This window comes from Pseudoalteromonas luteoviolacea, assembly GCF_001750165.1.
Taxonomy (GTDB): Bacteria; Pseudomonadota; Gammaproteobacteria; order Enterobacterales; family Alteromonadaceae; genus Pseudoalteromonas; species Pseudoalteromonas luteoviolacea_G.
The window spans coordinates 3,698,693-3,717,053 of sequence record NZ_CP015411.1 but is presented as its reverse complement, the minus strand read 5'-3'; the positions used below and the strand labels follow the sequence as shown (position 1 = coordinate 3,717,053).

General features: G+C 41.9%; 22 protein-coding genes. 9 read left to right on the top strand and 13 right to left on the bottom strand.

Annotated elements, in window-relative coordinates:
• Positions 1 to 117: 117 nt before the first annotated feature.
• A complete protein-coding gene (locus S4054249_RS15785) occupies positions 118 to 1,311 on the top strand; it encodes an amino acid aminotransferase (RefSeq protein ID WP_046354742.1) in 1,194 nt (397 codons plus the stop codon).
• Positions 1,312 to 1,410: 99 nt separating this feature from the next.
• On the opposite strand, the gene S4054249_RS15780 is transcribed toward S4054249_RS15785, so the two are convergent.
• A complete protein-coding gene (locus tag S4054249_RS15780) occupies positions 1,411 to 1,725 on the bottom strand; it encodes a YebG family protein (protein ID WP_046354743.1) in 315 nt (104 codons plus the stop codon).
• A 213-nt stretch (positions 1,726 to 1,938) separates the two neighbouring features.
• Here S4054249_RS15780 and S4054249_RS15775 point away from each other — a divergent pair, with 213 nt between their 5' ends.
• Positions 1,939 to 2,250, top strand: coding sequence for a ComEA family DNA-binding protein (locus S4054249_RS15775; RefSeq protein ID WP_052960864.1), 312 nt, complete (start codon positions 1,939 to 1,941; stop codon positions 2,248 to 2,250).
• A gap of 19 nt (positions 2,251 to 2,269) precedes the next feature.
• Here S4054249_RS15775 and S4054249_RS15770 read toward each other — a convergent pair whose 3' ends face one another.
• Positions 2,270 to 2,572 (bottom strand): hypothetical protein, encoded by a 303-nt coding sequence (locus tag S4054249_RS15770; protein WP_046354744.1) that lies wholly within the window; start codon positions 2,570 to 2,572, stop codon positions 2,270 to 2,272.
• Between the two features lie 13 nt (positions 2,573 to 2,585).
• Positions 2,586 to 3,092 (bottom strand): disulfide bond formation protein DsbB, encoded by a 507-nt coding sequence (dsbB, locus tag S4054249_RS15765; protein ID WP_046354745.1) that lies wholly within the window; start codon positions 3,090 to 3,092, stop codon positions 2,586 to 2,588.
• 451 nt (positions 3,093 to 3,543) lie between these two features.
• Here dsbB and fadR point away from each other — a divergent pair, with 451 nt between their 5' ends.
• Together fadR and S4054249_RS15755 are read left to right on the top strand one after the other, a co-directional pair.
• Positions 3,544 to 4,257, top strand: a complete 714-nt coding sequence (gene fadR / locus S4054249_RS15760) for a fatty acid metabolism transcriptional regulator FadR (RefSeq protein WP_046354746.1) — start codon at positions 3,544 to 3,546, stop codon at positions 4,255 to 4,257.
• Between the two features lie 228 nt (positions 4,258 to 4,485).
• Positions 4,486 to 5,091, top strand: coding sequence for a peroxiredoxin C (locus S4054249_RS15755; RefSeq protein WP_023398641.1), 606 nt, complete (start codon positions 4,486 to 4,488; stop codon positions 5,089 to 5,091).
• Between the two features lie 193 nt (positions 5,092 to 5,284).
• On the opposite strand, the gene S4054249_RS15750 is transcribed toward S4054249_RS15755, so the two are convergent.
• The 3 genes from S4054249_RS15750 to smrB form a co-directional block, all read right to left on the bottom strand.
• Positions 5,285 to 5,530 (bottom strand): hypothetical protein, encoded by a 246-nt coding sequence (locus S4054249_RS15750; RefSeq protein ID WP_046354747.1) that lies wholly within the window; start codon positions 5,528 to 5,530, stop codon positions 5,285 to 5,287.
• 173 nt (positions 5,531 to 5,703) lie between these two features.
• Entirely contained in the window at positions 5,704 to 6,504 is an 801-nt protein-coding gene (locus S4054249_RS15745) for a response regulator (protein ID WP_046354748.1), read from the bottom strand.
• A 169-nt stretch (positions 6,505 to 6,673) separates the two neighbouring features.
• Positions 6,674 to 7,228, bottom strand: a complete 555-nt coding sequence (gene smrB, locus S4054249_RS15740; protein ID WP_046354749.1) for an endonuclease SmrB — start codon at positions 7,226 to 7,228, stop codon at positions 6,674 to 6,676.
• 83 nt (positions 7,229 to 7,311) lie between these two features.
• On the opposite strand from smrB, the gene prmB reads away from it, so the two are divergent.
• Both prmB and aroC read left to right on the top strand, forming a co-directional pair.
• On the top strand, positions 7,312 to 8,247 hold the full coding sequence (prmB, locus tag S4054249_RS15735) for a 50S ribosomal protein L3 N(5)-glutamine methyltransferase (RefSeq protein WP_046354750.1): 936 nt from the start codon (positions 7,312 to 7,314) through the stop codon (positions 8,245 to 8,247).
• Positions 8,248 to 8,396: 149 nt separating this feature from the next.
• A complete protein-coding gene (gene aroC, locus S4054249_RS15730; RefSeq protein ID WP_046354751.1) occupies positions 8,397 to 9,497 on the top strand; it encodes a chorismate synthase in 1,101 nt (366 codons plus the stop codon).
• Positions 9,498 to 9,556: 59 nt separating this feature from the next.
• Here aroC and S4054249_RS15725 read toward each other — a convergent pair whose 3' ends face one another.
• The 5 genes from S4054249_RS15725 to S4054249_RS15705 all read right to left on the bottom strand — a co-directional run bounded on the left by S4054249_RS15725 (position 9,557) and on the right by S4054249_RS15705 (position 14,989).
• Positions 9,557 to 12,100 carry an Ig-like domain-containing protein gene (locus S4054249_RS15725; RefSeq protein WP_046354752.1) on the bottom strand — a complete coding sequence of 848 codons (2,544 nt, stop codon included), beginning with the start codon at positions 12,098 to 12,100 and terminating at the stop codon, positions 9,557 to 9,559.
• A 148-nt stretch (positions 12,101 to 12,248) separates the two neighbouring features.
• Positions 12,249 to 13,088 carry a mechanosensitive ion channel family protein gene (locus tag S4054249_RS15720; protein WP_046354753.1) on the bottom strand — a complete coding sequence of 280 codons (840 nt, stop codon included), beginning with the start codon at positions 13,086 to 13,088 and terminating at the stop codon, positions 12,249 to 12,251.
• Between the two features lie 31 nt (positions 13,089 to 13,119).
• Positions 13,120 to 13,767, bottom strand: a complete 648-nt coding sequence (locus S4054249_RS15715; RefSeq protein ID WP_231103349.1) for an LrgB family protein — start codon at positions 13,765 to 13,767, stop codon at positions 13,120 to 13,122.
• Positions 13,768 to 13,801: 34 nt separating this feature from the next.
• Positions 13,802 to 14,092 (bottom strand): CidA/LrgA family protein, encoded by a 291-nt coding sequence (locus S4054249_RS27320; RefSeq protein ID WP_046354755.1) that lies wholly within the window; start codon positions 14,090 to 14,092, stop codon positions 13,802 to 13,804.
• Positions 14,093 to 14,191: 99 nt separating this feature from the next.
• The gene (locus tag S4054249_RS15705) at positions 14,192 to 14,989 is read right to left on the bottom strand and encodes a crotonase/enoyl-CoA hydratase family protein (RefSeq protein WP_046354756.1); all 798 of its coding nucleotides are present in this window, start codon (positions 14,987 to 14,989) and stop codon (positions 14,192 to 14,194) included.
• Between the two features lie 247 nt (positions 14,990 to 15,236).
• Between S4054249_RS15705 and S4054249_RS15700 the strand changes: the two genes are divergently transcribed.
• Genes S4054249_RS15700 through S4054249_RS15690 form a run of 3 tightly spaced genes read left to right on the top strand, consistent with a single transcriptional unit; the run spans position 15,237 to position 16,859 of the window.
• Positions 15,237 to 15,557 carry a DUF440 family protein gene (locus tag S4054249_RS15700; RefSeq protein ID WP_046354757.1) on the top strand — a complete coding sequence of 107 codons (321 nt, stop codon included), beginning with the start codon at positions 15,237 to 15,239 and terminating at the stop codon, positions 15,555 to 15,557.
• A gap of 42 nt (positions 15,558 to 15,599) precedes the next feature.
• Positions 15,600 to 16,397 (top strand): DUF481 domain-containing protein, encoded by a 798-nt coding sequence (locus S4054249_RS15695; protein WP_046354830.1) that lies wholly within the window; start codon positions 15,600 to 15,602, stop codon positions 16,395 to 16,397.
• A 6-nt stretch (positions 16,398 to 16,403) separates the two neighbouring features.
• Positions 16,404 to 16,859 carry a hypothetical protein gene (locus S4054249_RS15690; protein ID WP_046354758.1) on the top strand — a complete coding sequence of 152 codons (456 nt, stop codon included), beginning with the start codon at positions 16,404 to 16,406 and terminating at the stop codon, positions 16,857 to 16,859.
• Positions 16,860 to 16,871: 12 nt separating this feature from the next.
• Here S4054249_RS15690 and S4054249_RS15685 read toward each other — a convergent pair whose 3' ends face one another.
• Together S4054249_RS15685 and S4054249_RS15680 are read right to left on the bottom strand one after the other, a co-directional pair.
• On the bottom strand, positions 16,872 to 17,357 hold the full coding sequence (locus tag S4054249_RS15685; protein WP_046354759.1) for an FKBP-type peptidyl-prolyl cis-trans isomerase: 486 nt from the start codon (positions 17,355 to 17,357) through the stop codon (positions 16,872 to 16,874).
• 10 nt (positions 17,358 to 17,367) lie between these two features.
• Positions 17,368 to 18,276, bottom strand: a complete 909-nt coding sequence (locus tag S4054249_RS15680) for a YgfZ/GcvT domain-containing protein (RefSeq protein WP_046354760.1) — start codon at positions 18,274 to 18,276, stop codon at positions 17,368 to 17,370.
• Positions 18,277 to 18,361 lie beyond the last annotated feature (85 nt).

The window sequence follows — 18,361 nt, the reverse complement described above, 5'->3', positions numbered from 1 at the left end:
TACGTAATATCGAGTTAAATACTTAGATAAATTGGAGGCGAGTTTGCAAAAAATGTAAGTGACTTTTCGCCCCCTTGTACTTTAGTGCGTATCAATTTTAATAGGAATAAAATAAACATGTTTTCAGAACTAAAACCATTACCAACCGATCCTATTTTGGGCCTAATGGCAGCTTATAAACAAGACGATAACCCTAACAAAATTGATTTAGGTGTTGGTGTATATAAAGATGAGCAGGGTGCTACGCCAGTTTTAAAAGCAGTTAAAAAAGCAGAAGCATTTCGTTTAGAAAATGAAACAACAAAATCATATATCGGGTTAGCAGGTAATTTAGATTTTTGTGCAAAGATGGAGCAGTTACTATTAAGCGATAGCCACACAACACTACTTGCCAATCGTGTTCGTACGGCTCAAACACCAGGTGGTACTGGTTCGCTGCGTGTTGCTGCTGAATTTATCAAGCGTTGTAATAAAGATGCAACGGTTTGGGTAACGACTCCAACATGGGCAAATCATATTAGTTTGTTTGAAGCAGCTGGTTTAACGGTGAAAGAGTACCCGTACTACGATTATGAAAATAAAGGCCTGCTTTTTGACGAAATGATTGACACATTAAAGCAAGTACCAAAGGGCGATGTTGTTTTAGTACATGCATGTTGTCACAACCCAAGTGGTATGGACTTAAATGCTGAGCAATGGCAAATTTTTGCAGATCTTGCTAAAGAAGTGGGTTTCACTCCACTAGTAGACATTGCATATCAAGGTTTTGGTACAAGCTTAGATGAAGACGCAAATGGACTTCGTCTATTAGCACAGACTGTAGAAGAGATGATTATCTGTTCTTCATGCTCTAAAAACTTTGGTCTTTACCGTGAGCGAATCGGTGCATGTTCGATCATTTCAAAAGATGCAGCGAATGCGGATGTTGCAAACTCAGTATTGTTAAGCGTTGTTCGTAGCATTTATTCAATGCCACCTGCACATGGTGCTGATATTGTAAATACGATTCTATCGAGTGATGAATTAACGCAGCAGTGGCATCATGAGCTTGCTGAGATGCGTGATCGTATTAATGGTCTTCGTAGCCTTGTTAAAGATAGCCTTGAGCAAAGAAATACAGGCCATGACTTCTCTTTCATTGAGCGTCAGCATGGTATGTTCTCTTTCTTAGGTATTAATAAAGCGCAAATCGATCGCCTTCGTGAAGAGTATTCAATTTATATTGTGGGCTCTAGCCGTGTAAATGTTGCGGGCATTAGTCACAGCAATATTGATTATTTTGCAGATGCAGTCGCAGCGGTATTAAAATAATACTCAGTTGATTTAACGCAGACTAAAACGCCGAGCTATATTGGTAGCTCGGCGTTTTTGCGTTTTTGGATCGAATAAGCAAGTAAAGAGATTAAAGTGTTATGCTTGCTTAATAGCCGTTACTTTGTCGTCACTGTCTTCCTCAGCTTTTTTAGCTGATTTTTTTGGCTCTTTTTCTGCTGATGGTTTAGTGCCTTTAAGCACAGAGATAAAGTCGTCTTTATATTTTGCCATTTCGAGTGCTAAAGACTCTACTTGTTGTTCACTAAGCGGAACATCTACCTTATCCAGCATCCCTTCAAGCGCCTCTGCCACATCCAGCATTTTATCGTAGGCATCTGCCTCTTTTTTGCTAGTAAATGTCATTCGCTCTACTCCATTTCTTTCAACCACATACTTTACTATAACAGCCATAATCACCCTCCATAAAACACTGTTTTTTTATACAGTAAACTGTATTTGATATTATTGCAACTCATAGGTGTTCAATTAGACGATCCATATGAAAAAAATACAATGAAAATATTAGTAAGCATTTTACAACAGTAAGAGAGAAATCCTATGGTTAGATAGCTTATTAAGAGTTATGAGCTTTTTTAAATTAACAAGATTTTAAGGATAAATTGAATGTTAAAGTACGGATTGAATATTGGTATTTTTTTGGCTTTTATAATATTTTTTAATGTCGCACAGGCACAGGCACAGGCACAGGCACAGGAGGTAGATCAATTTGTTCAACCGGTGTTACAGATCAATGTAAATACGGCCGAGGTTGAAGATTTAATGCAGTTACCGGGGATTGGCAAAGCAAAGGCACTGGCGATCGTTCGCTCTAGAGAATCAGAAGGGTTGTTTTTTGATATTCAAGAGCTAGGAAGAGTAAAAGGCATAGGGAAGGGGTTGATTAACAAAATTCAAGCCCATGTGGTTTTAGAGTAAGCGTAAGGTGGTGCAGAGCCTATTTTTGGCTCTGCTTAAATTGTGATAATGCCTGATCTAAATTTTTAAGAGCAAATTGTACCTCAATAGGTGCTGTGAGTAATGGGTATGCAAGACCTGCAACAAGCAATACTGGTAGGAGTGACCAGCCTTCGAAGTAAGCCAGCGCCATAAACAAAGGTGTTAATAAAGCCAGTTTACATATCGCCAATATGACCTTACTTTTAGCAGAGAGCAGCGAAAGTGATATTGCCTTTACTTGCTGTTTTTCACGCAGTGATAATGAAGAAAGTTCAGGTATTTGGCTGAGTCTAAAAATCATATTTCTCTCAATGTTACTTCTTAAAAATAATGAATGGGGCAAATAGCAAAAAGCTGATTGCGTAAATAGCAAAGACCACTTCCATCCAGCCTGGCATAGATAACCCTGCAAAAGACCAATCTATACTTGAGCAGCTGCCGGTTACAGCAAAAAATGATGGGATCCATTCATGTAAGGGCACAGGAAAATTAGGCTCAAAAGCGCATGTAAACGCGAAAGGGTCTGTGGTCGTTTGCATGTCTAAGTGTTCACGTGCAAGTAGCCATCCCAATATGGCGGATATTCCCCAGCCAGCGGTCGCTATCAATCGAACAACGTAATTTTTATTACCACAAAGACCAATTAAGGCTGCGATCAAAACCCCCAACATTGCTGTACGTTGATAGATACACATCACGCAGGGCTCTAACCCCATGACATACTGAAAGTATAGTGCAACGATTTCGAAAGTAAGTGCACTTAAAAACAATAAGCCCCAAGCTGTGGTGGTACGAGAAAAACTCGCGAGTCTATCAAACATGTATGTCTCCTTTTTTGCCCGCTATTATGGCTATCTAGTGTGAATGCTTCAAGCAATTTACTTGCTAATATCAGTCATGCTGAGGCAATCTAATTGTTGGTTTGTACCTAAGCATTTTTTGAAAGTGATATTACAATCCCTTCATTAGTCATTATTCTCCAATTTAAGTTCCCTATTTATATGGCGTTTCATTTCACCAGTTTGATTGGGTAATGAAGACAATGTGAGGGGGATTTTTATATGATGAGCTAAAAGCGGGTTGTCTTTATTTGATTGGTTTTTTAGCTTTAACTCTAATAACTATCCCTTCAATGTACACTTGCGCTTGTTACTTTATATCCATCTGGTACAATCAGTAGATTAACGAGTTGCAGTATCATGCTGCGCCTGCTACCTAGTGTCGCTTGCGCTGAATGTATCTTGCCTTTGGTTGTAATTTAAGTGGTGCAAAATGAGAATTTTTAAAGCCAAGAGCCCAGCGGGATTCGCTGAGGAATATATAGTAGAATCGATTTGGAATGGGGAGTTTCCGCCTGGGTCAATATTACCGGCTGAGCGTGAACTGTCGGAGCTGATCGGTGTAACTCGTACAACCTTGAGAGAAGTATTGCAACGATTGGCGCGTGACGGCTGGTTGACGATTCAACATGGCAAGCCTACACGAGTGAATAATTTCTGGGAAACATCGGGGCTAAACATTTTAGAAGCGCTTGCTCGTCTTGATGAAGATAAGGTGCCTGAACTCACTGATCAACTATTGTCTGCGAGAACAAATATCAGCGCGATTTATACTCGTGCAGCAATTAAGCTGAGTCCAGAAAAGGTCATTGAGATTTTGGCACAGTACTCTGAACTGCCGGACACGGCAGAGGCGTTTGCAGATTATGATTATCAGGTACATCATCAACTGGCTATTGCTGGTGGTAATAAAATATATGTACTTATTTTGAATGGCTTTAGAGGTCTTTATTCGAAAATCGGTTGTCATTACTTCTCTGAGCCAAAGATTCGTAAATTGACCAGAGATTTTTACTGCGACTTAACAGCATTGGCTGAACAAGGTGATTACGACAGAGCAATTGCACTTATTCGTAAATATGGCCACCAGTCAAGTGAGCTATGGCAAGTCATTCGTGCCGACATGCCAAATGACATTATGGATTAATGAGTTAGAAGCGCCCCGCAAGGGGCTTTTTTGTGCCTAAATATTGCCCTCATCGAATTTTTAGATTGTACCTATCGGATAATTCGATTGTTATTTTTCTTCAGAGCTGAATAAACTTAGGCAAATTTTTTCAAGGGGTTGTTTTTCGTAAACAGCGCCTCAATAATTAGAATCAAATTACAAAACGATTTGTATATTGGAACTAAACCTAACTATTTGGAGAAAACAATGGGTGTATTAGTTGGCCGTCAGGCTCCTGACTTTACAGCAGCAGCAGTACTAGGTAATGGTGAAATCGTAGATAGCTATAATCTACATGAGCGTATCAAAGGTAAAAAAGCGGTTGTATTCTTTTACCCACTAGACTTCACTTTTGTTTGTCCTTCTGAGCTTATCGCTTTCGACAAGCGTTTCGAAGAATTCCAAAAGCGTGGCGTTGAAGTGATTGGTGTTTCAATCGACTCTCAATTCTCACACAACGCATGGCGTAACACGCCTGTTAACGAAGGCGGTATTGGTCCAGTTAAATATGACCTAGTTGCTGACGTTAAGCATGAAATCTGTCAAGCATACGACGTTGAGCACCCAGAAGCTGGCGTTGCTTTCCGTGGTTCTTTCCTAATTGACTCTGAGGGTAACGTACGTCACCAAGTAGTTAACGATCTACCTCTAGGTCGTAACATCGACGAAATGCTTCGCATGGTTGACGCACTAGCGTTCCACGAGGAGCACGGTGAAGTATGTCCTGCAGGTTGGACTGAAGGTAAATCAGGTATGGATGCAAGCCCAGAAGGTGTTGCTAAGTTCCTATCTGAGAACGAAGGCGAGCTATAATTAGCAACTTCGTACATCTTTTAAAACCCGCCTTGTGCGGGTTTTTTATTTTCATAAATAGCCACATCATGAGGGACTCTCCTCGAACCACTTTTGACTGATCATCTTAATGGTTTCTATCGAAAAATACGCCAGCAATAAGCTCACTACTGGCATTGCTAATAAGCTAATCAATGTTACTTCACTAAACATATTAGTTGTCCTTTTTAGCCTGCACTGTTTCAGGCTGGTCGATTTCGATGTCCTTATTGGTACGGATTAAACTATCTACTAGTGCCTTTTTTGTGTTTATTTTTAATTCTACTAAGCTCGACTGAATGTTTTCACTCACTCGACTTTGTACATCGCTTAACATATCACTGGTAATCGAGTTCGCGTTAGCTGAAGCAGACAGACCAATAAAAAGGCTAGTTGTAAGTACTTTAGTAAATAAGTTCATGCTGTTGTTCCCTTTGATTGTTTAGACGTAATAACTATTACAAAGGTTGTGCCAGCTTAAATTTATTTTTTAAGTGGTTGATATTGCTTGCTTTTAAGTTCTTTGGGTGGTTGGCCAAAACTGAGGCGTGGTCGATTTGGCCAAGAGAAGTAGTATAATTAACTAATTTATGGTTAATTTTGTTCTAACATTTGGTAGATGAGCTGTTTTACGATATTGGGTTCAAAAGGCTTATCACACATTGCATTAACACCTGATTGCGCAACATTTGCTAAATGTGTTTCATTGGCCTCAGAAGTTACCATTAATACAGGCACATGGGCATGTTCATCGGAGCGGCGGATTGCTTCTGTGAGCTCCTGTCCGTTGACTTCTGGCATATTGAAGTCCGTAACAATGAGATCGAACATGCTCTCTTGTAATATATCTAATGCTTGTGCACCATTTTCAGCTTCACTGATACGTGTTGCCCCAAGGTTTTGCAGTACACGTTGAATGTGGTTTCGAGCCAACATAGAGTCATCCACGACCAAAATACGCAAATCTTGAATATCGTATAATTCGAGCTCTAGCTCTTGAGGGGATAGTAAGTCCAAAGTGGCATTAATTGCCTTGCCTAAGTGCTCTTTGGTAAAAGGCTTTGGTAGAATAGCTACTACACCAGATTGCTTGTAGGCTTCGAGTTGTTGCCGGCGAGTTTCACTGGAGACTAGCATAAACGGCAATTGATGTTCACTGAAGTGTTCATGAACATGATCAAGCAAGGCCAATGCGTCTCCATCTGCTAAATAAAGTGTACAGATTATGAGATCCGGTAAGTTCTGATTGAGTGCGTCTATGGCGCTGGAGACCGAGTCGGCAAAGTCAATGTTTTGCACGCCTTCATCTTTGAGCTCTTTGGCAATAATCTTTCGTTGGGTCACTGACGGTTCGACGAGTAAAATTGTCAGATCTGTACTAAGTAAGTCGTTCATTTTAAACCTGAGGATAAAAACAGAAACTAAATGTACACCTGCCAGTACAATTGATTTACCTAATAATCGGGTTTTCACATTTACTGACTGCGCGTGATTGAGGCTAATATAGCGTATTTGTAAACAACAGGCTAGTTTGGTTGGTGCTTGCGTTAATGGTTGTTAACTTTTATCTACGAAACTCTAAATTTTGTGGCAAATCGACTAAAATTAATATTGCGCCTTTACCGCCATACTCCAATGGTGCTTGGTGCATAGCAAGTACATCGGGATGCTGTACTAAGTAATGAGGGACCTTGTGTTTCAAGATACGTTCGCCAATACCGTGCACAATGCATGCGCAGCTCACATGCTGCTTTTTACAAGCGTGAATTAGTGCTGCGAGTTCATCTTTTGCTGTTTCTTTATTCATACCATGCATGTCCAGGATGAGCTCGGGTGCGTAGTCCCCACGACGTAATTGCTTGGCAAGGTACTTGTCGGCACCGGGTCTGACAAAATTGATGGTGCCATGAGTATCTATATCTGGTACGTATTCGTCTGAAAAGTAGAACTCAGCCTGATGTTGTTTTTTTTGCTCCGCAATTACTTCACCTTTGAAACGGGTCGCTTTACGTTCGTGCACCACTGTGTCTTGTTTTAGTGGCTGTGTTCCGGAAATTGCATCACGGAATAAATCAAAGTCATCAGAGGCCATAGCTACTTCAGGGTATTCTCTAGTCATTCGTGCATTTTAAATAAAAAAAGCATAAAAACCTAGTCTAAAAACCGCTACAATGCCGCTATAAATAAAGTGTGAGAATTATCATGAGTGAATTAGCAATAACCAATGAAATCGCCCAAGAGGCTTACGAAGATCTGGTAACTATGCAAGATTGGCTACGTTGGACGACGAGTCAGTTTGTTGCGAATGGGCTTTTTTATGGCCATGGTACCGATAACCCGTGGGATGAGGCGGTGAATTTACTCTTGCCTACACTCAACTTGCCAATTGATGCGCCAAAAGATTTGATGCAAGCAAGGCTGACAGGAACCGAGAAAAAGCGCTTAATTGCAGTCATAAAATTACGTATTGAGCAGCGTATGCCCGTACCTTACCTCACCAACCAAGCGTGGTTTGCAGGTATGCCGTTTTATGTGGATGAACGTGTATTGGTGCCTCGTTCTCCATTTGCAGAATTGATTACCCAACAGTTTCAGCCATGGGTTCAAGCCCCAGAAGAAGTGACTCGTATTTTAGATATGTGCACGGGCTCAGCATGTATTGCCATTGCACTGGCTAAGCACTTTGAGAATGCGCAAGTTGATGCAGTAGATATCTCATTTGATGCATTGGCAGTGGCAGAGATGAATATTCATGATCATATGATGGACGACCGTGTATTTGCGATACAGTCAGACGTCTTTAGTGGTGTACCGGGTCAAAAATACGATTTGATCGTTGCCAATCCACCATACGTGGATGCTGAAGACATGGCGGATCTCCCTGATGAATTTCATCATGAACCTGAATTAGGCCTAGCGTCTGGTGATGACGGTTTAGATGTGACTCGAGTACTGCTGCAAGATGCTGCTGAGCATTTAACGGAGAACGGTATTCTATTTGTCGAGGTGGGTAATTCTATGGTACATATGGAAGCATTATATCCAAATGCACCATTTACTTGGCTTGAGTTTGAACACGGTGGTTTAGGCGTGTTTATGATCAGTAAAAAAGAACTGGTAGCATACTTTAACGATTAAACTTTGCTGTATATTGCCTGCTCATGGAATACATTCATTGGCAGCTTGATGCGGCAAAGTGTGACAGTGATAATCATTGTTAGAATTTGGGGGGATTGACTCCCATTGAGGCTTTAGGCCAAAACCGTAACGAGGAATGAGGAAAGTTAATGGCAGGCAATAGCATAGGCCAGCTGTTTCGGGTTACAACCTTCGGTGAAAGCCATGGTACAGCGCTGGGTGGTGTTGTAGATGGTGTTCCGGCGGGACTTGAAATTAGCGAGGCTGATTTACAGATAGATCTTGATAGAAGAAAACCTGGACAAAGCCGCTATACGACGCAGCGTCGTGAAGGGGATGAAATTAAAATTTTGTCAGGGGTGTTCGAAGGCAAGACAACGGGCACCAGTATTGGATTGTTGATTGAAAATACCGATCAACGCTCCAAAGACTACAGCAAAATTATGGATGTGTTCCGTCCAGGACATGGTGACTATACATATTGGCATAAATATGGTCATCGCGACTATCGTGGTGGTGGACGTTCATCTGCGCGTGAGACTGCAATTCGTGTCGCAGCGGGTGGTATTGCAAAAAAATACCTCAAGCAAGTCCATGGTATTGAGGTTCGCGCTTGCCTATCGCAGCTTGGGCCAATTAAAGCTGAAGTGTTTAAATGGGATGTGGTAGAGCAAAATGCCTTTTTCTTCCCTGATGAAAGCAAATTAGACGCTCTGGATGAATACATGAGAGACCTCAAAAAGCAAGGGGATTCGATTGGTGCCAAAGTGAAGGTTGTTGCTGAAAATGTGCCTGTTGGTTTAGGTGAACCGGTATTTGATAGATTAGATGCTGAGCTTGCACATTCCCTAATGAGCATTAATGCCGTTAAAGGTGTTGAAATTGGCGATGGCTTCGATGTCGTTGAGCAGAAAGGCTCAGAACATAGAGATGAATTGACACCAGATGGTTTTGTCAGCAACCATGCCGGTGGTGTACTTGCTGGTATTTCTACAGGTCAGGATATCATTGCCTCTATCGCTTTAAAACCAACTTCGAGTATCACTGTACCTGGGCAGAGTATAAATACCGCGAATGAGCCGGTGGAGATGGTGACTAAAGGCCGTCATGATCCGTGTGTGGGTATTCGTGCAATTCCGATTGCTGAAGCGATGATGGCCATTACAATTATGGACCACCTACTTAGGCAGCGGGGACAAAACCCACATGTTGAGGTACCCCAAGGCCCAATACCTGCTCAAGTAAAATAAGAAAAGGCACCATGTTGGTGCCTTTTTTCATGCGCTATCGCATTGCTATAAGTGTGTCATTAGTTACCTTGATTCATTTGCGTTAACTTATCACCAATGGGTTTAGAGAAGTTATACCCATCATATTTATCCCAGTTGATAGACCAGGTCATCACACCCCCAAAGCTGGGGTAGTTAAACGCTGGTTTAATAGTACCGCAGCTAAGACCTTTAGTGAGACAGTCTAACGCAGCGATGATGTTGGCAGTAGGCGCTTGGCCAGAGTTGGCCGATTTAGGCCCTGAAGGTAATCCGATAGCCACTTGGTCGTCTCTTAGCGGGGCAAAGCGTGTACCATCGGCTAAGTCAAACCCTTCGATGAGCATTTTAGCGTGTGCGACCATCATGTTTACAGAGCCTTCTGGTGCGCTGCCTGGCTCGTATGGATTAGGTAACCCGCCGTTATTGTAAAGTTGCACATGAAGCAGATCTAACGTATCTCTGAGCGCGTCAATCAGCGGGATATAAGCGCCCCAAATACCTGTGTAAGCTATCATTCCGCCATGTACATAAGGGTGTTCAGGAGCCATTGTAAGCACCATATTTCCACCCATATTTTGCTCAATTTGCTTAAGTGCACGTGGTAGGCGAGCTTGTATTTGGGAGCCATGCACCAAATTAGAGCCACTTTCCAAATCAATATCTAGACCGTCAAATCCCCACTCTTGAATGATGTTAGTTAAACTAGACACAAATTTTGCTTCATCAGCATCTGTGTTGAGCGTGATTGTACCTTCCGCGCCACCCAAGCTTAGAACAAAGATTTTCCCTTGCGCTTGTAGCGCTTTCATATCGGCTTTGAATTGCATAGGGTCAATCGGTGGACAGTTAGAGCGAATATCTTTTTCAAATGGTTTGAAGTGTACCGTTCCATCAGAGTTTCGGTCATTTTCTGCAAAAGCAATATCAATAATATCCCATGCAGGAGACATTTGTGCTAGTGGGATAGGGCAGCCAGCTGGATTAACAAAGTTATGCCAATAACCTATCAGTTTATGTGTTTTACCAATTGGCTTATCGATGACGTTGATAGTTGTACCTGCGCTAGTTGCTTGGTTACCTGCACTGTCTTTGGCAATGGCTGTAAGTGTCTGATTGCCAAGTACTGCTGGTGTATATGTCCATGTATATGGTGATGTTGCATCACTACCTAGCAACATGCCATTGGCATAAAAATCAACGCTGCTGATTGTGCCTGTCAGTGCTTGTGCCTGGGCAGTGAGGTTTACTGCATCACCTATCACATATTGGGTACCTGCGGTAGGTGAGGTTAAATCAACTACAACTGGCTTGTCTGTAATATTCACTTGTACCTGTTGAGTACCAACATTACCTTCGTTATCTGTCGCATTGGCAGATAAAGTAACAGCACCGAGCATTGTAGGCTGCCAATTAATAGTCGCAGTTCCGTTAGTAAAGCTACCTAACAAGGTTTGGTCGGCGTAGACATCCAATTGTGTGACAGTGCCGTCCGCGTCACTCGCCGTAACTTTAACTTCACTGGCTTGTCCTTGCAGTAAAGTACTATTTGGTTGCGGGGATACAAAGCGAATTTCAGGTGCGATGGCACAAATGCCTAAATCACTCCAAGCATCAGCCCAGTGTTGACCTACACCCGGCTCGTACGCCCACTGAGCATTCGAGCTACACCAACCGCTAACATCACAGCGGTATTTTCTATTGTTATGTGAGACAAGCTCACCATTTTGGTACGCTTGGCCTGCTTGGTATGACTTGAGTCCTGCACACCCGCCCTGTGAAGTCGAGGCGACTTTGATGTTCACGATGGCATCGCTGGAAGCGTTTTTATCATCGTTTGCCGAGATTTTTATTTGCACTTGCCCGGTGACATCACTTACCCAGTCATAAGCAATATTGCCGTTGGCAAATGTGGCAACTTCAGTATTATTGATAGATATTGATGCGCCGGCAACCGAACCATCTGGATCGGTTGCAGTTGCTGCAATCCGCACAACGTCACCGAGTGTATACTGATCATTATTGCCCGGTGAGTTCAGCTCAATGGCTGGAGGCGTATTGCTATTGGCATCTTTAACTTCAATGTTAACCGAACTTGTTTGGCTTGCACCTTTATCATCAGTCGCGACCGCTGATACAACATGTGGGCCCAATTGAGCGACCCAATTGACTTGGTACGGTGCTTGATTGTCAAACCCAACGGAGACATCATCGATAAAAAACTCGACTTGGCCAATCGCGCCGTCTGGATCAGATGCGCTGGCGGATAAGACAACGCTGTCATTTAATTTGAAAACACTCCCTTGAGTGGGGGTTAACAAGGCCACTTCAGGGCTTTGATTATCACCGCAAACACCTAAGTTTTTCCAAACCCGGTAGTCTCCAGAGTTTTGCTGAGGGCTTTCATTTTGGCTATACCATCTAGCTTCGAAAGCACTATTTAAATGCTTGATTTGATCTCCAGCACGATAGACCTCGGTTGCTTGCCAAATGGCCAAGCCTGTGCAGTTTGCAGCTAGGATTTGCATGCTTGATAGCAGCAGTACGCTACTACCGAGCAAGCAGCTCATATTGCTTTTTCTCATTGTTTTTCTCCTTTTACATGTTGTATGTTTTGTAAACAAAACGTATCCAGCATAGAACTATGTTAAGGGTTAATCAATGGCTTTTTTGTTTTGGTGAACTGTGTAATTGCAGTGAGTCAGTGGTATCAACCACTGACTCACTGTGAGCTTAATCTAGCTTTGATGCATTTGATTTAATAGTGATAACACGCTGAGGAAATGGAATTTCGATATGCGCATCTTTGAAGGCTTGATAAATAGCCTGATTAACATTGAGCTTGTTTTCAATTAAAGAAATTGTGGGTGTCCAATATCGGTAGCTTATGATTACTGAACTATCTGCAAACTCCTCAATACCGACTTGTGGCGCTGGATCTTTAGCCACATTATCTTCATTACTCAGGATGTTTTTGATCACTGAAATTGCTGTATCGGCGGAGGCACTATAAGCGATACCTATTTGGCCTTCTACGTGCGAATAATTAAAAGAGTTATGCAAGACTTCACCAATGATATGTTTGTTAGGTACGGTTATTTCGACTTTCTGCTCATTGATTAAAATAGTATGACCGAGCTCAATTGATTTCACTTGGCCGCTGACTCCTTTAATTGAAATTGTGTCGCCAACGACGAAAGGGCGTGTTGCTATCAGCGCAAGGCCAGCGCCATAATTTGACAGCATACCTTGTACAGCAAGACCCGCACCAAGCGAAGCGGCACCAATTGCCGCTACAAACGGCGTGACGCTGATGCCAATTTTGCCTAATGCAATGATGATGAACATGGTCACCACGATGACCTTGACTACATTAGATACAAAGTTGGTTAAGGTAATATCAATGTTGTGCCTAGCCATGAGCGTATGCGTTGCACCCGCTAATTTTTTGGCCAGCCACAAACCAAAGACGATGATGAATATAGCCGCAAGCAATTGCATACTATAGGTGAGCAAGTACGTGCGTATCATGTCGTAGTATTTCTCAAACTGGGCGATTTCTTGCTCTATCAAGATAGGCTCCTTGATGTATAGTGTGAGTGAGTTAACTGGTTAAGTGATTGAGTATAGTAAATAGTACAGGCACCCAAAAAGCACTGATGATGGCACTGAGTATCATTGCGGCAGAAGCGAAAGCACCAGCTAGAGGGTGGTGCTCCATGGCTGCGGCCGTACCAATAGCATGACAGCTGACACCGAGAGCGATCCCTCTTGCTTGCGGTTGGGTGACATTGAATAGTGACAGGCTATAAACACCAAATACACCACCAAAGACGCCTATCAAAATAACCATTGCTGCCGCGATGCTGGGTAAACCACCTAAAGATTCTGTAATGAGTAATGTAATGGGAGTAGTGACAGATAAAGCCATCATGGTACTGGTCAAGACATCGTCTGCATTAAGCAAAACACATAATATAAACGCGATGAGTGTAGACAGTGAAATACCAGCAAAGGCACAAAATGTGAGCAAGGCAAAAACCGGTTTTATGTATGTGAATTGCTGATATAGCGGGTAAGCAAGTGCAACAACTGCTGGCTCTAAGAGCCAATCAATAGGCATACTGGCTTGAAAGTAATTGTCATAGTTCCCCCCTAAGATGAGCAGCAAAGCACTAATGATTGCGATACAGATCAACACAGGGTTAAGCAGTGGACTTGGCCAAGTGAGGTAAACTTTTCTTGTGGTCAAAAAAAGTAAAGTTGTTAAAGCGCATATCAGCAGGCTAATCACGGTACTTACCTTTTGCTGCAAGTTTGCCTACGCAAAACAATAAGATTAAAGGAAGTAAGGTAAGTAATAGGCCTATCAACAATATATGTTCAGTGAGTATAGAAATATAACTGATAAAGCCAACTCCAACAGGAATAAAAAATAGTGGTAAATATTTGATTAATATCTGGCTTGTTGGGGCAAGTTTCTCTGGGCTCACGATGTTAAATTGAAGTAGTAGAAACAATACTATTAACCCCACCAAAGGAGCAGGGAAATTAAGCCCGGTTAATGCGATGAGCATTTTGGCACTATAGAGGCATATAACAATGTAGAACATGCCGAATAGGTAATGGAATATTTGCACTGGTGATTTATTAATAAGCGTTTGACAAAGAGCGATCTATTTCCACTTTGCACGTTTAAAATAAGGTTTACTATCACTTCCTTTTACACCATTTTTCATGGCGATACGAGTGTTTTTTGTGCATAGCAATTTAATTTGATACCAGGTTTCAAGAAACAACAACCTTCTCGATGGGGGATGATATGCGCGATTATAGAGTTGCTTGATTGCAGCCAAAGCATCGGGAGAGTGCTGACGTAAAGAGTTAATCTGTTGCTCAATGTAGTCTATTGGATTGTCATGAACCACTGTTACAAGGCCATACTCCTTAGCTTGATGTGCGTTTATGCGCTCGGCACTCATTGCCAAGAGCAGAGCGTTATCTTGGTTAACATAAGAAGGTAAAATGATACTGGTGCCCATATCTGGACAAAGCCCCCACCTTGACTCCATGATTGCGACTTGCGTATTTGGTTTAGCGATCCGAAAGTCGGCGCCAAGTGCGATATGTAGCCCGCCACCAAGGCAGTTACCTTGTAAAATGGCATAGACAGGAACAGGTAAAGTACGCCAACCTAACACGACACGCTGTACCAAGTTTTGGTTACCTGGGAGCAATTTGATTAACAGCTTGAATATATGACTTGGACGTTTGATAACACTTTGTACATCGAGTCCAGAGCAAAAGTGTTCACCTTCACTTTGTATAATCACGGCTCTTATTTGACGATTAGCACGAACCTTGTGAATAATTTGGTCAAGCTGCTTGAACATTTCAAATGACAGGGCGTTTTGTTTTTCTGCGCGTTTTAGTGTGACCCACGCAATATTTTCGATAGTCTCGAACTGCACCATAATAGCTCCATTTTTATTATTTTTATTCTTCAATAAAATTTTAGAGTAAAAAGTCTAACTTTTCTAGTTTGTGGTTTTATTGGGTACATGCAGGGTCCGCATATAAATTTATACCTAATTTAAGCTAATTTTGCTGTATATGTAACTGCTATTTGGCGTTAAATTTATTTAATACACCCTATCCGTGTAGAAAAAAAATTGATGATTTTGGTATTATTAACTGGCTTATTTAGTTAGGGGTGAGGATATGAGTGCAAGACTAAGCAGTATTGAAGAAGTAACACATCAGGCATATGACATTTTTCTTGAGCTGGCGCCGGATAACTTATCTCAAGAAGACATTGATCTCTTTAATGAGCATAGAGAAGAGTTTGGTTTCATCGAAGAGGCTGATGTTGACGATAGCTGGCAAATTATAGTTGCGTTTGAGCAAGAGGCAGAGAAAGCCCATTTTGTACAAGTCACAATTGGAATCGAATTTGAAGATGGTGACGAAGTGTTTGCTAAAGTTTTGATAAGCAGAGATTTAGATGCACCATTTTGCCATGTAGTCTGGAAGCAATCATAAAGAGCTAGTTGTTTAGTGAAAAAAGTGAAGTTACTTTTATTGATGTCTGCTTTTTGTAGTTTGCAGGCATTTGCAGTTGATCCGTTTGAAGATTTTCATAAGTATGGCGAGCTGTCAGAAGAAGAGATCCATGAACTACATCAAGGTGAGTTTTTGTATGGAGATATGGAGTTCGGGTTTATTGCGAGCAGTGGTAATACAAAAAACTCGTCATTTAAAATAAAAGGCAATGTTTATCAAGATTTTAAATATTGGCGCAATCAATTTAAAATAGATGGGCATTACGCAGACGAAACGGATACTGAAACAGGCATCGAAGACGAAACTGCGTCACGTTATTTCGTATCCGCAAAAACAAGTTATAAATTTGGCGCAGATAACGAATCGTTTTTTGTTTACGGTGATTATGAAGCAGATCAGTTTAATGGCCGAGAATATACCACCACATTTGTTGTTGGTTATGGCAATCGCTTGTTTGAAGGGCGAAAAAATACGGTCGACTTTCATTTAGGGCCGGGTGTGCTTGTTTATCGTGTTGATGATGAAACTGAGTTGCTTCCTCATGAGGAAAGAGTTGAAAGAGGGCATTTGTTGCGCGCTTCACTACAATGGGAGCGTAATATTTCAAAGCGAACTCGATTTAATCAAGATTTTAGCTATGAAGAATCTTTATCAGGTTTGGGATCTCGAGGCATTTCGGAAACGGCATTGATAAGCCAAGTAATTGAAGGTCTATCGCTTAAAGTTTCTTACACATACAGGTATAATTCTGCGCCAGAAGAAGATAAACGTAAAGTAGATACCGAACTCGGTGTAACGTTTGTATATAGTTTTGATTGAGGCAATATGTATCAGAAGACGCAACTCGCATGGGCAATTTGGGGTATTTTAGCTTGGTTAAGTACTTTTGTCGTTATAGGGCTAGTTTTACTAGGCGCAAACGTAGGTGTCATTGCATTTGGTGCAATCTTATTAGCAGTGGCTGTGGCATTTTATGGTTTAACCATTAAGGTTGATACTGAGCAACAGCAGTTGAGCTGGTGGTTTGGGCCGAAAATAGCCAAGAAAACAATTCACTTTGATGATATTGATGAAGTGCGTGCTGTGACTAATTCGTTTCGCCATGGTATTGGTATTCGTATTTCTCACGATGGATGGGTGTATAGTGCATCTGGCTTTAAAGCGGTAGAAGTTAGTATGTCCGATGGTACCAAGTATCGCTTAGGTACATCAGACCAAGCAGGGTTGCTTGAGGCGATGAAAGCCAAAGTAAAGCATGATAATGAAGAGAAAGGCGCCTAATAGGCGCCTTTTTTAGTGGTCGTGGCCACAGCCGTCGGGGCTGTGAACATGGCCATGTGCCAGTTCATCAGCGGTGGCTTCACGCACTTCTAATATTTCAACATCAAAGTGCAGAGTAAGCCCTGATAGAGGGTGGTTCCCATCAACGATGACTTCTTCACCTTCTACTCCGATCACGATGACTGCTTGTTCACCTTCATCTGTGGTTGCTCGAAATTGCATGCCCACTTCGACGTCGATGCCTTCAAACATGCTCTTTGGCACAGCTTGCGTTAAGTTATCATTGCGTTCACCATAACCTTCCTCAGGCTTAACAGTGACGCTGACTTTGTCACCAGCTTGCTTGTCGATCAAAGCATTTTCCAAGCCCTCAATCAAAAAACCTGTACCAATAATAAATTCAAGCGGCTCTTCATCAAATGTGTTGTCAATGGTATTTTCATCGTCATCTAAAACAGCATAATGCATTTTCACCACTGCATTTTGAGCAATTTTCATAGTGTTTCCGTTAGTTATCTTCTATAGAGTATGGTAATGCCTTAATGGCTAGCGATACTGAGTCGTTATCTTTGGGTCTCAATATTGCTGAATCTTCTAAATCATTTGGTAAGACTGCCAATGCATAATAGGTTTTTGTTATTGAGTCGTATGCTTGATGAATAACCTTACCGGCTCTGCGCCAATTGTTTTCCTCTAGTTGCATTTCAAGGTCTTTAATATCTAAAGGGCTTTGTGATTGGCCTTGTACGATAAACATAGCACGCTTATTTTTGCCGAGGTAGCGCATTCGAGCGACTGTTTCTTGACCAGTATAGCAGCCCTTTTTGAAGCTAATCCCATTTAGTGCTTGCAGGTTGACCATCTGCGGTACGAATTCATCTATTCCGTGCTCACCTAGCTGTGGTTCACCCGCGAGAATATCACGGATCTGAAAAGCGCTCGGATCGGTCTCAACAGTAAGCACTTCAGGCATAGTCTCAGCACTATCAAAGATTAAGATGAGGCTGCCATCATTTAGTTTCAGGCCTTTTCCGGCTGCGAATTGACAGGCATTGCTGTCAGCATCAAATTCTAGTCCAAGGGTCTCACACACTTCAATTGCCGCGTCATTGAGTACACCAAAACATTTATGATCGGTAATGTTAATGTCTACTTGTGCAAATACACCATATTTACTCAATTCGCGACATGCCACTTCAACTTCAGGTTCTGATCCAATTAAACAATAGGCCTCATTGAAACGAAAAACACGCAGTGCTGCCCACAGCTTACCTTTTGGGCTGCAGTGGCCTGTCCATAGGAAGTTGTTCTCTTGGACTAGGTTAATATCTTGAGTTACTTGTCCATGAAGGTAGCTAAGTTTTTCTTGCCCGGTTACTGAGAGTAAGCGAAGAGGGAGTTGGTATACAGTGGCCATCAAGCTGATCCTGAGTAAATAGTTTCAATAATGTTACCTGATAAATGGGTGCTGAGATAGGTAAAACCAAGATCAAATGACAATA

Coding starts and splice junctions, on each gene's coding strand:
- S4054249_RS15690 (WP_046354758.1), top strand. CDS start 16,404: ATGTATCAGAAGACGCAACTCGCATGGGCAATTTGGGGTATTTTAGCT.
- S4054249_RS15685 (WP_046354759.1), bottom strand. CDS start 17,357: ATGAAAATTGCTCAAAATGCAGTGGTGAAAATGCATTATGCTGTTTTA.
- S4054249_RS15695 (WP_046354830.1), top strand. CDS start 15,600: ATGTCTGCTTTTTGTAGTTTGCAGGCATTTGCAGTTGATCCGTTTGAA.
- prmB (WP_046354750.1), top strand. CDS start 7,312: ATGAGTGAATTAGCAATAACCAATGAAATCGCCCAAGAGGCTTACGAA.
- S4054249_RS15785 (WP_046354742.1), top strand. CDS start 118: ATGTTTTCAGAACTAAAACCATTACCAACCGATCCTATTTTGGGCCTA.
- S4054249_RS15780 (WP_046354743.1), bottom strand. CDS start 1,725: ATGGCTGTTATAGTAAAGTATGTGGTTGAAAGAAATGGAGTAGAGCGA.
- fadR (WP_046354746.1), top strand. CDS start 3,544: ATGAGAATTTTTAAAGCCAAGAGCCCAGCGGGATTCGCTGAGGAATAT.
- S4054249_RS15725 (WP_046354752.1), bottom strand. CDS start 12,100: ATGAGAAAAAGCAATATGAGCTGCTTGCTCGGTAGTAGCGTACTGCTG.
- S4054249_RS15680 (WP_046354760.1), bottom strand. CDS start 18,276: ATGGCCACTGTATACCAACTCCCTCTTCGCTTACTCTCAGTAACCGGG.
- S4054249_RS27320 (WP_046354755.1), bottom strand. CDS start 14,092: ATGCTCATCGCATTAACCGGGCTTAATTTCCCTGCTCCTTTGGTGGGG.
- aroC (WP_046354751.1), top strand. CDS start 8,397: ATGGCAGGCAATAGCATAGGCCAGCTGTTTCGGGTTACAACCTTCGGT.
- S4054249_RS15705 (WP_046354756.1), bottom strand. CDS start 14,989: ATGGTGCAGTTCGAGACTATCGAAAATATTGCGTGGGTCACACTAAAA.
- S4054249_RS15745 (WP_046354748.1), bottom strand. CDS start 6,504: ATGAACGACTTACTTAGTACAGATCTGACAATTTTACTCGTCGAACCG.
- S4054249_RS15700 (WP_046354757.1), top strand. CDS start 15,237: ATGAGTGCAAGACTAAGCAGTATTGAAGAAGTAACACATCAGGCATAT.
- S4054249_RS15770 (WP_046354744.1), bottom strand. CDS start 2,572: ATGATTTTTAGACTCAGCCAAATACCTGAACTTTCTTCATTATCACTG.
- dsbB (WP_046354745.1), bottom strand. CDS start 3,092: ATGTTTGATAGACTCGCGAGTTTTTCTCGTACCACCACAGCTTGGGGC.
- smrB (WP_046354749.1), bottom strand. CDS start 7,228: ATGACTAGAGAATACCCTGAAGTAGCTATGGCCTCTGATGACTTTGAT.
- S4054249_RS15750 (WP_046354747.1), bottom strand. CDS start 5,530: ATGAACTTATTTACTAAAGTACTTACAACTAGCCTTTTTATTGGTCTG.
- S4054249_RS15775 (WP_052960864.1), top strand. CDS start 1,939: ATGTTAAAGTACGGATTGAATATTGGTATTTTTTTGGCTTTTATAATA.
- S4054249_RS15755 (WP_023398641.1), top strand. CDS start 4,486: ATGGGTGTATTAGTTGGCCGTCAGGCTCCTGACTTTACAGCAGCAGCA.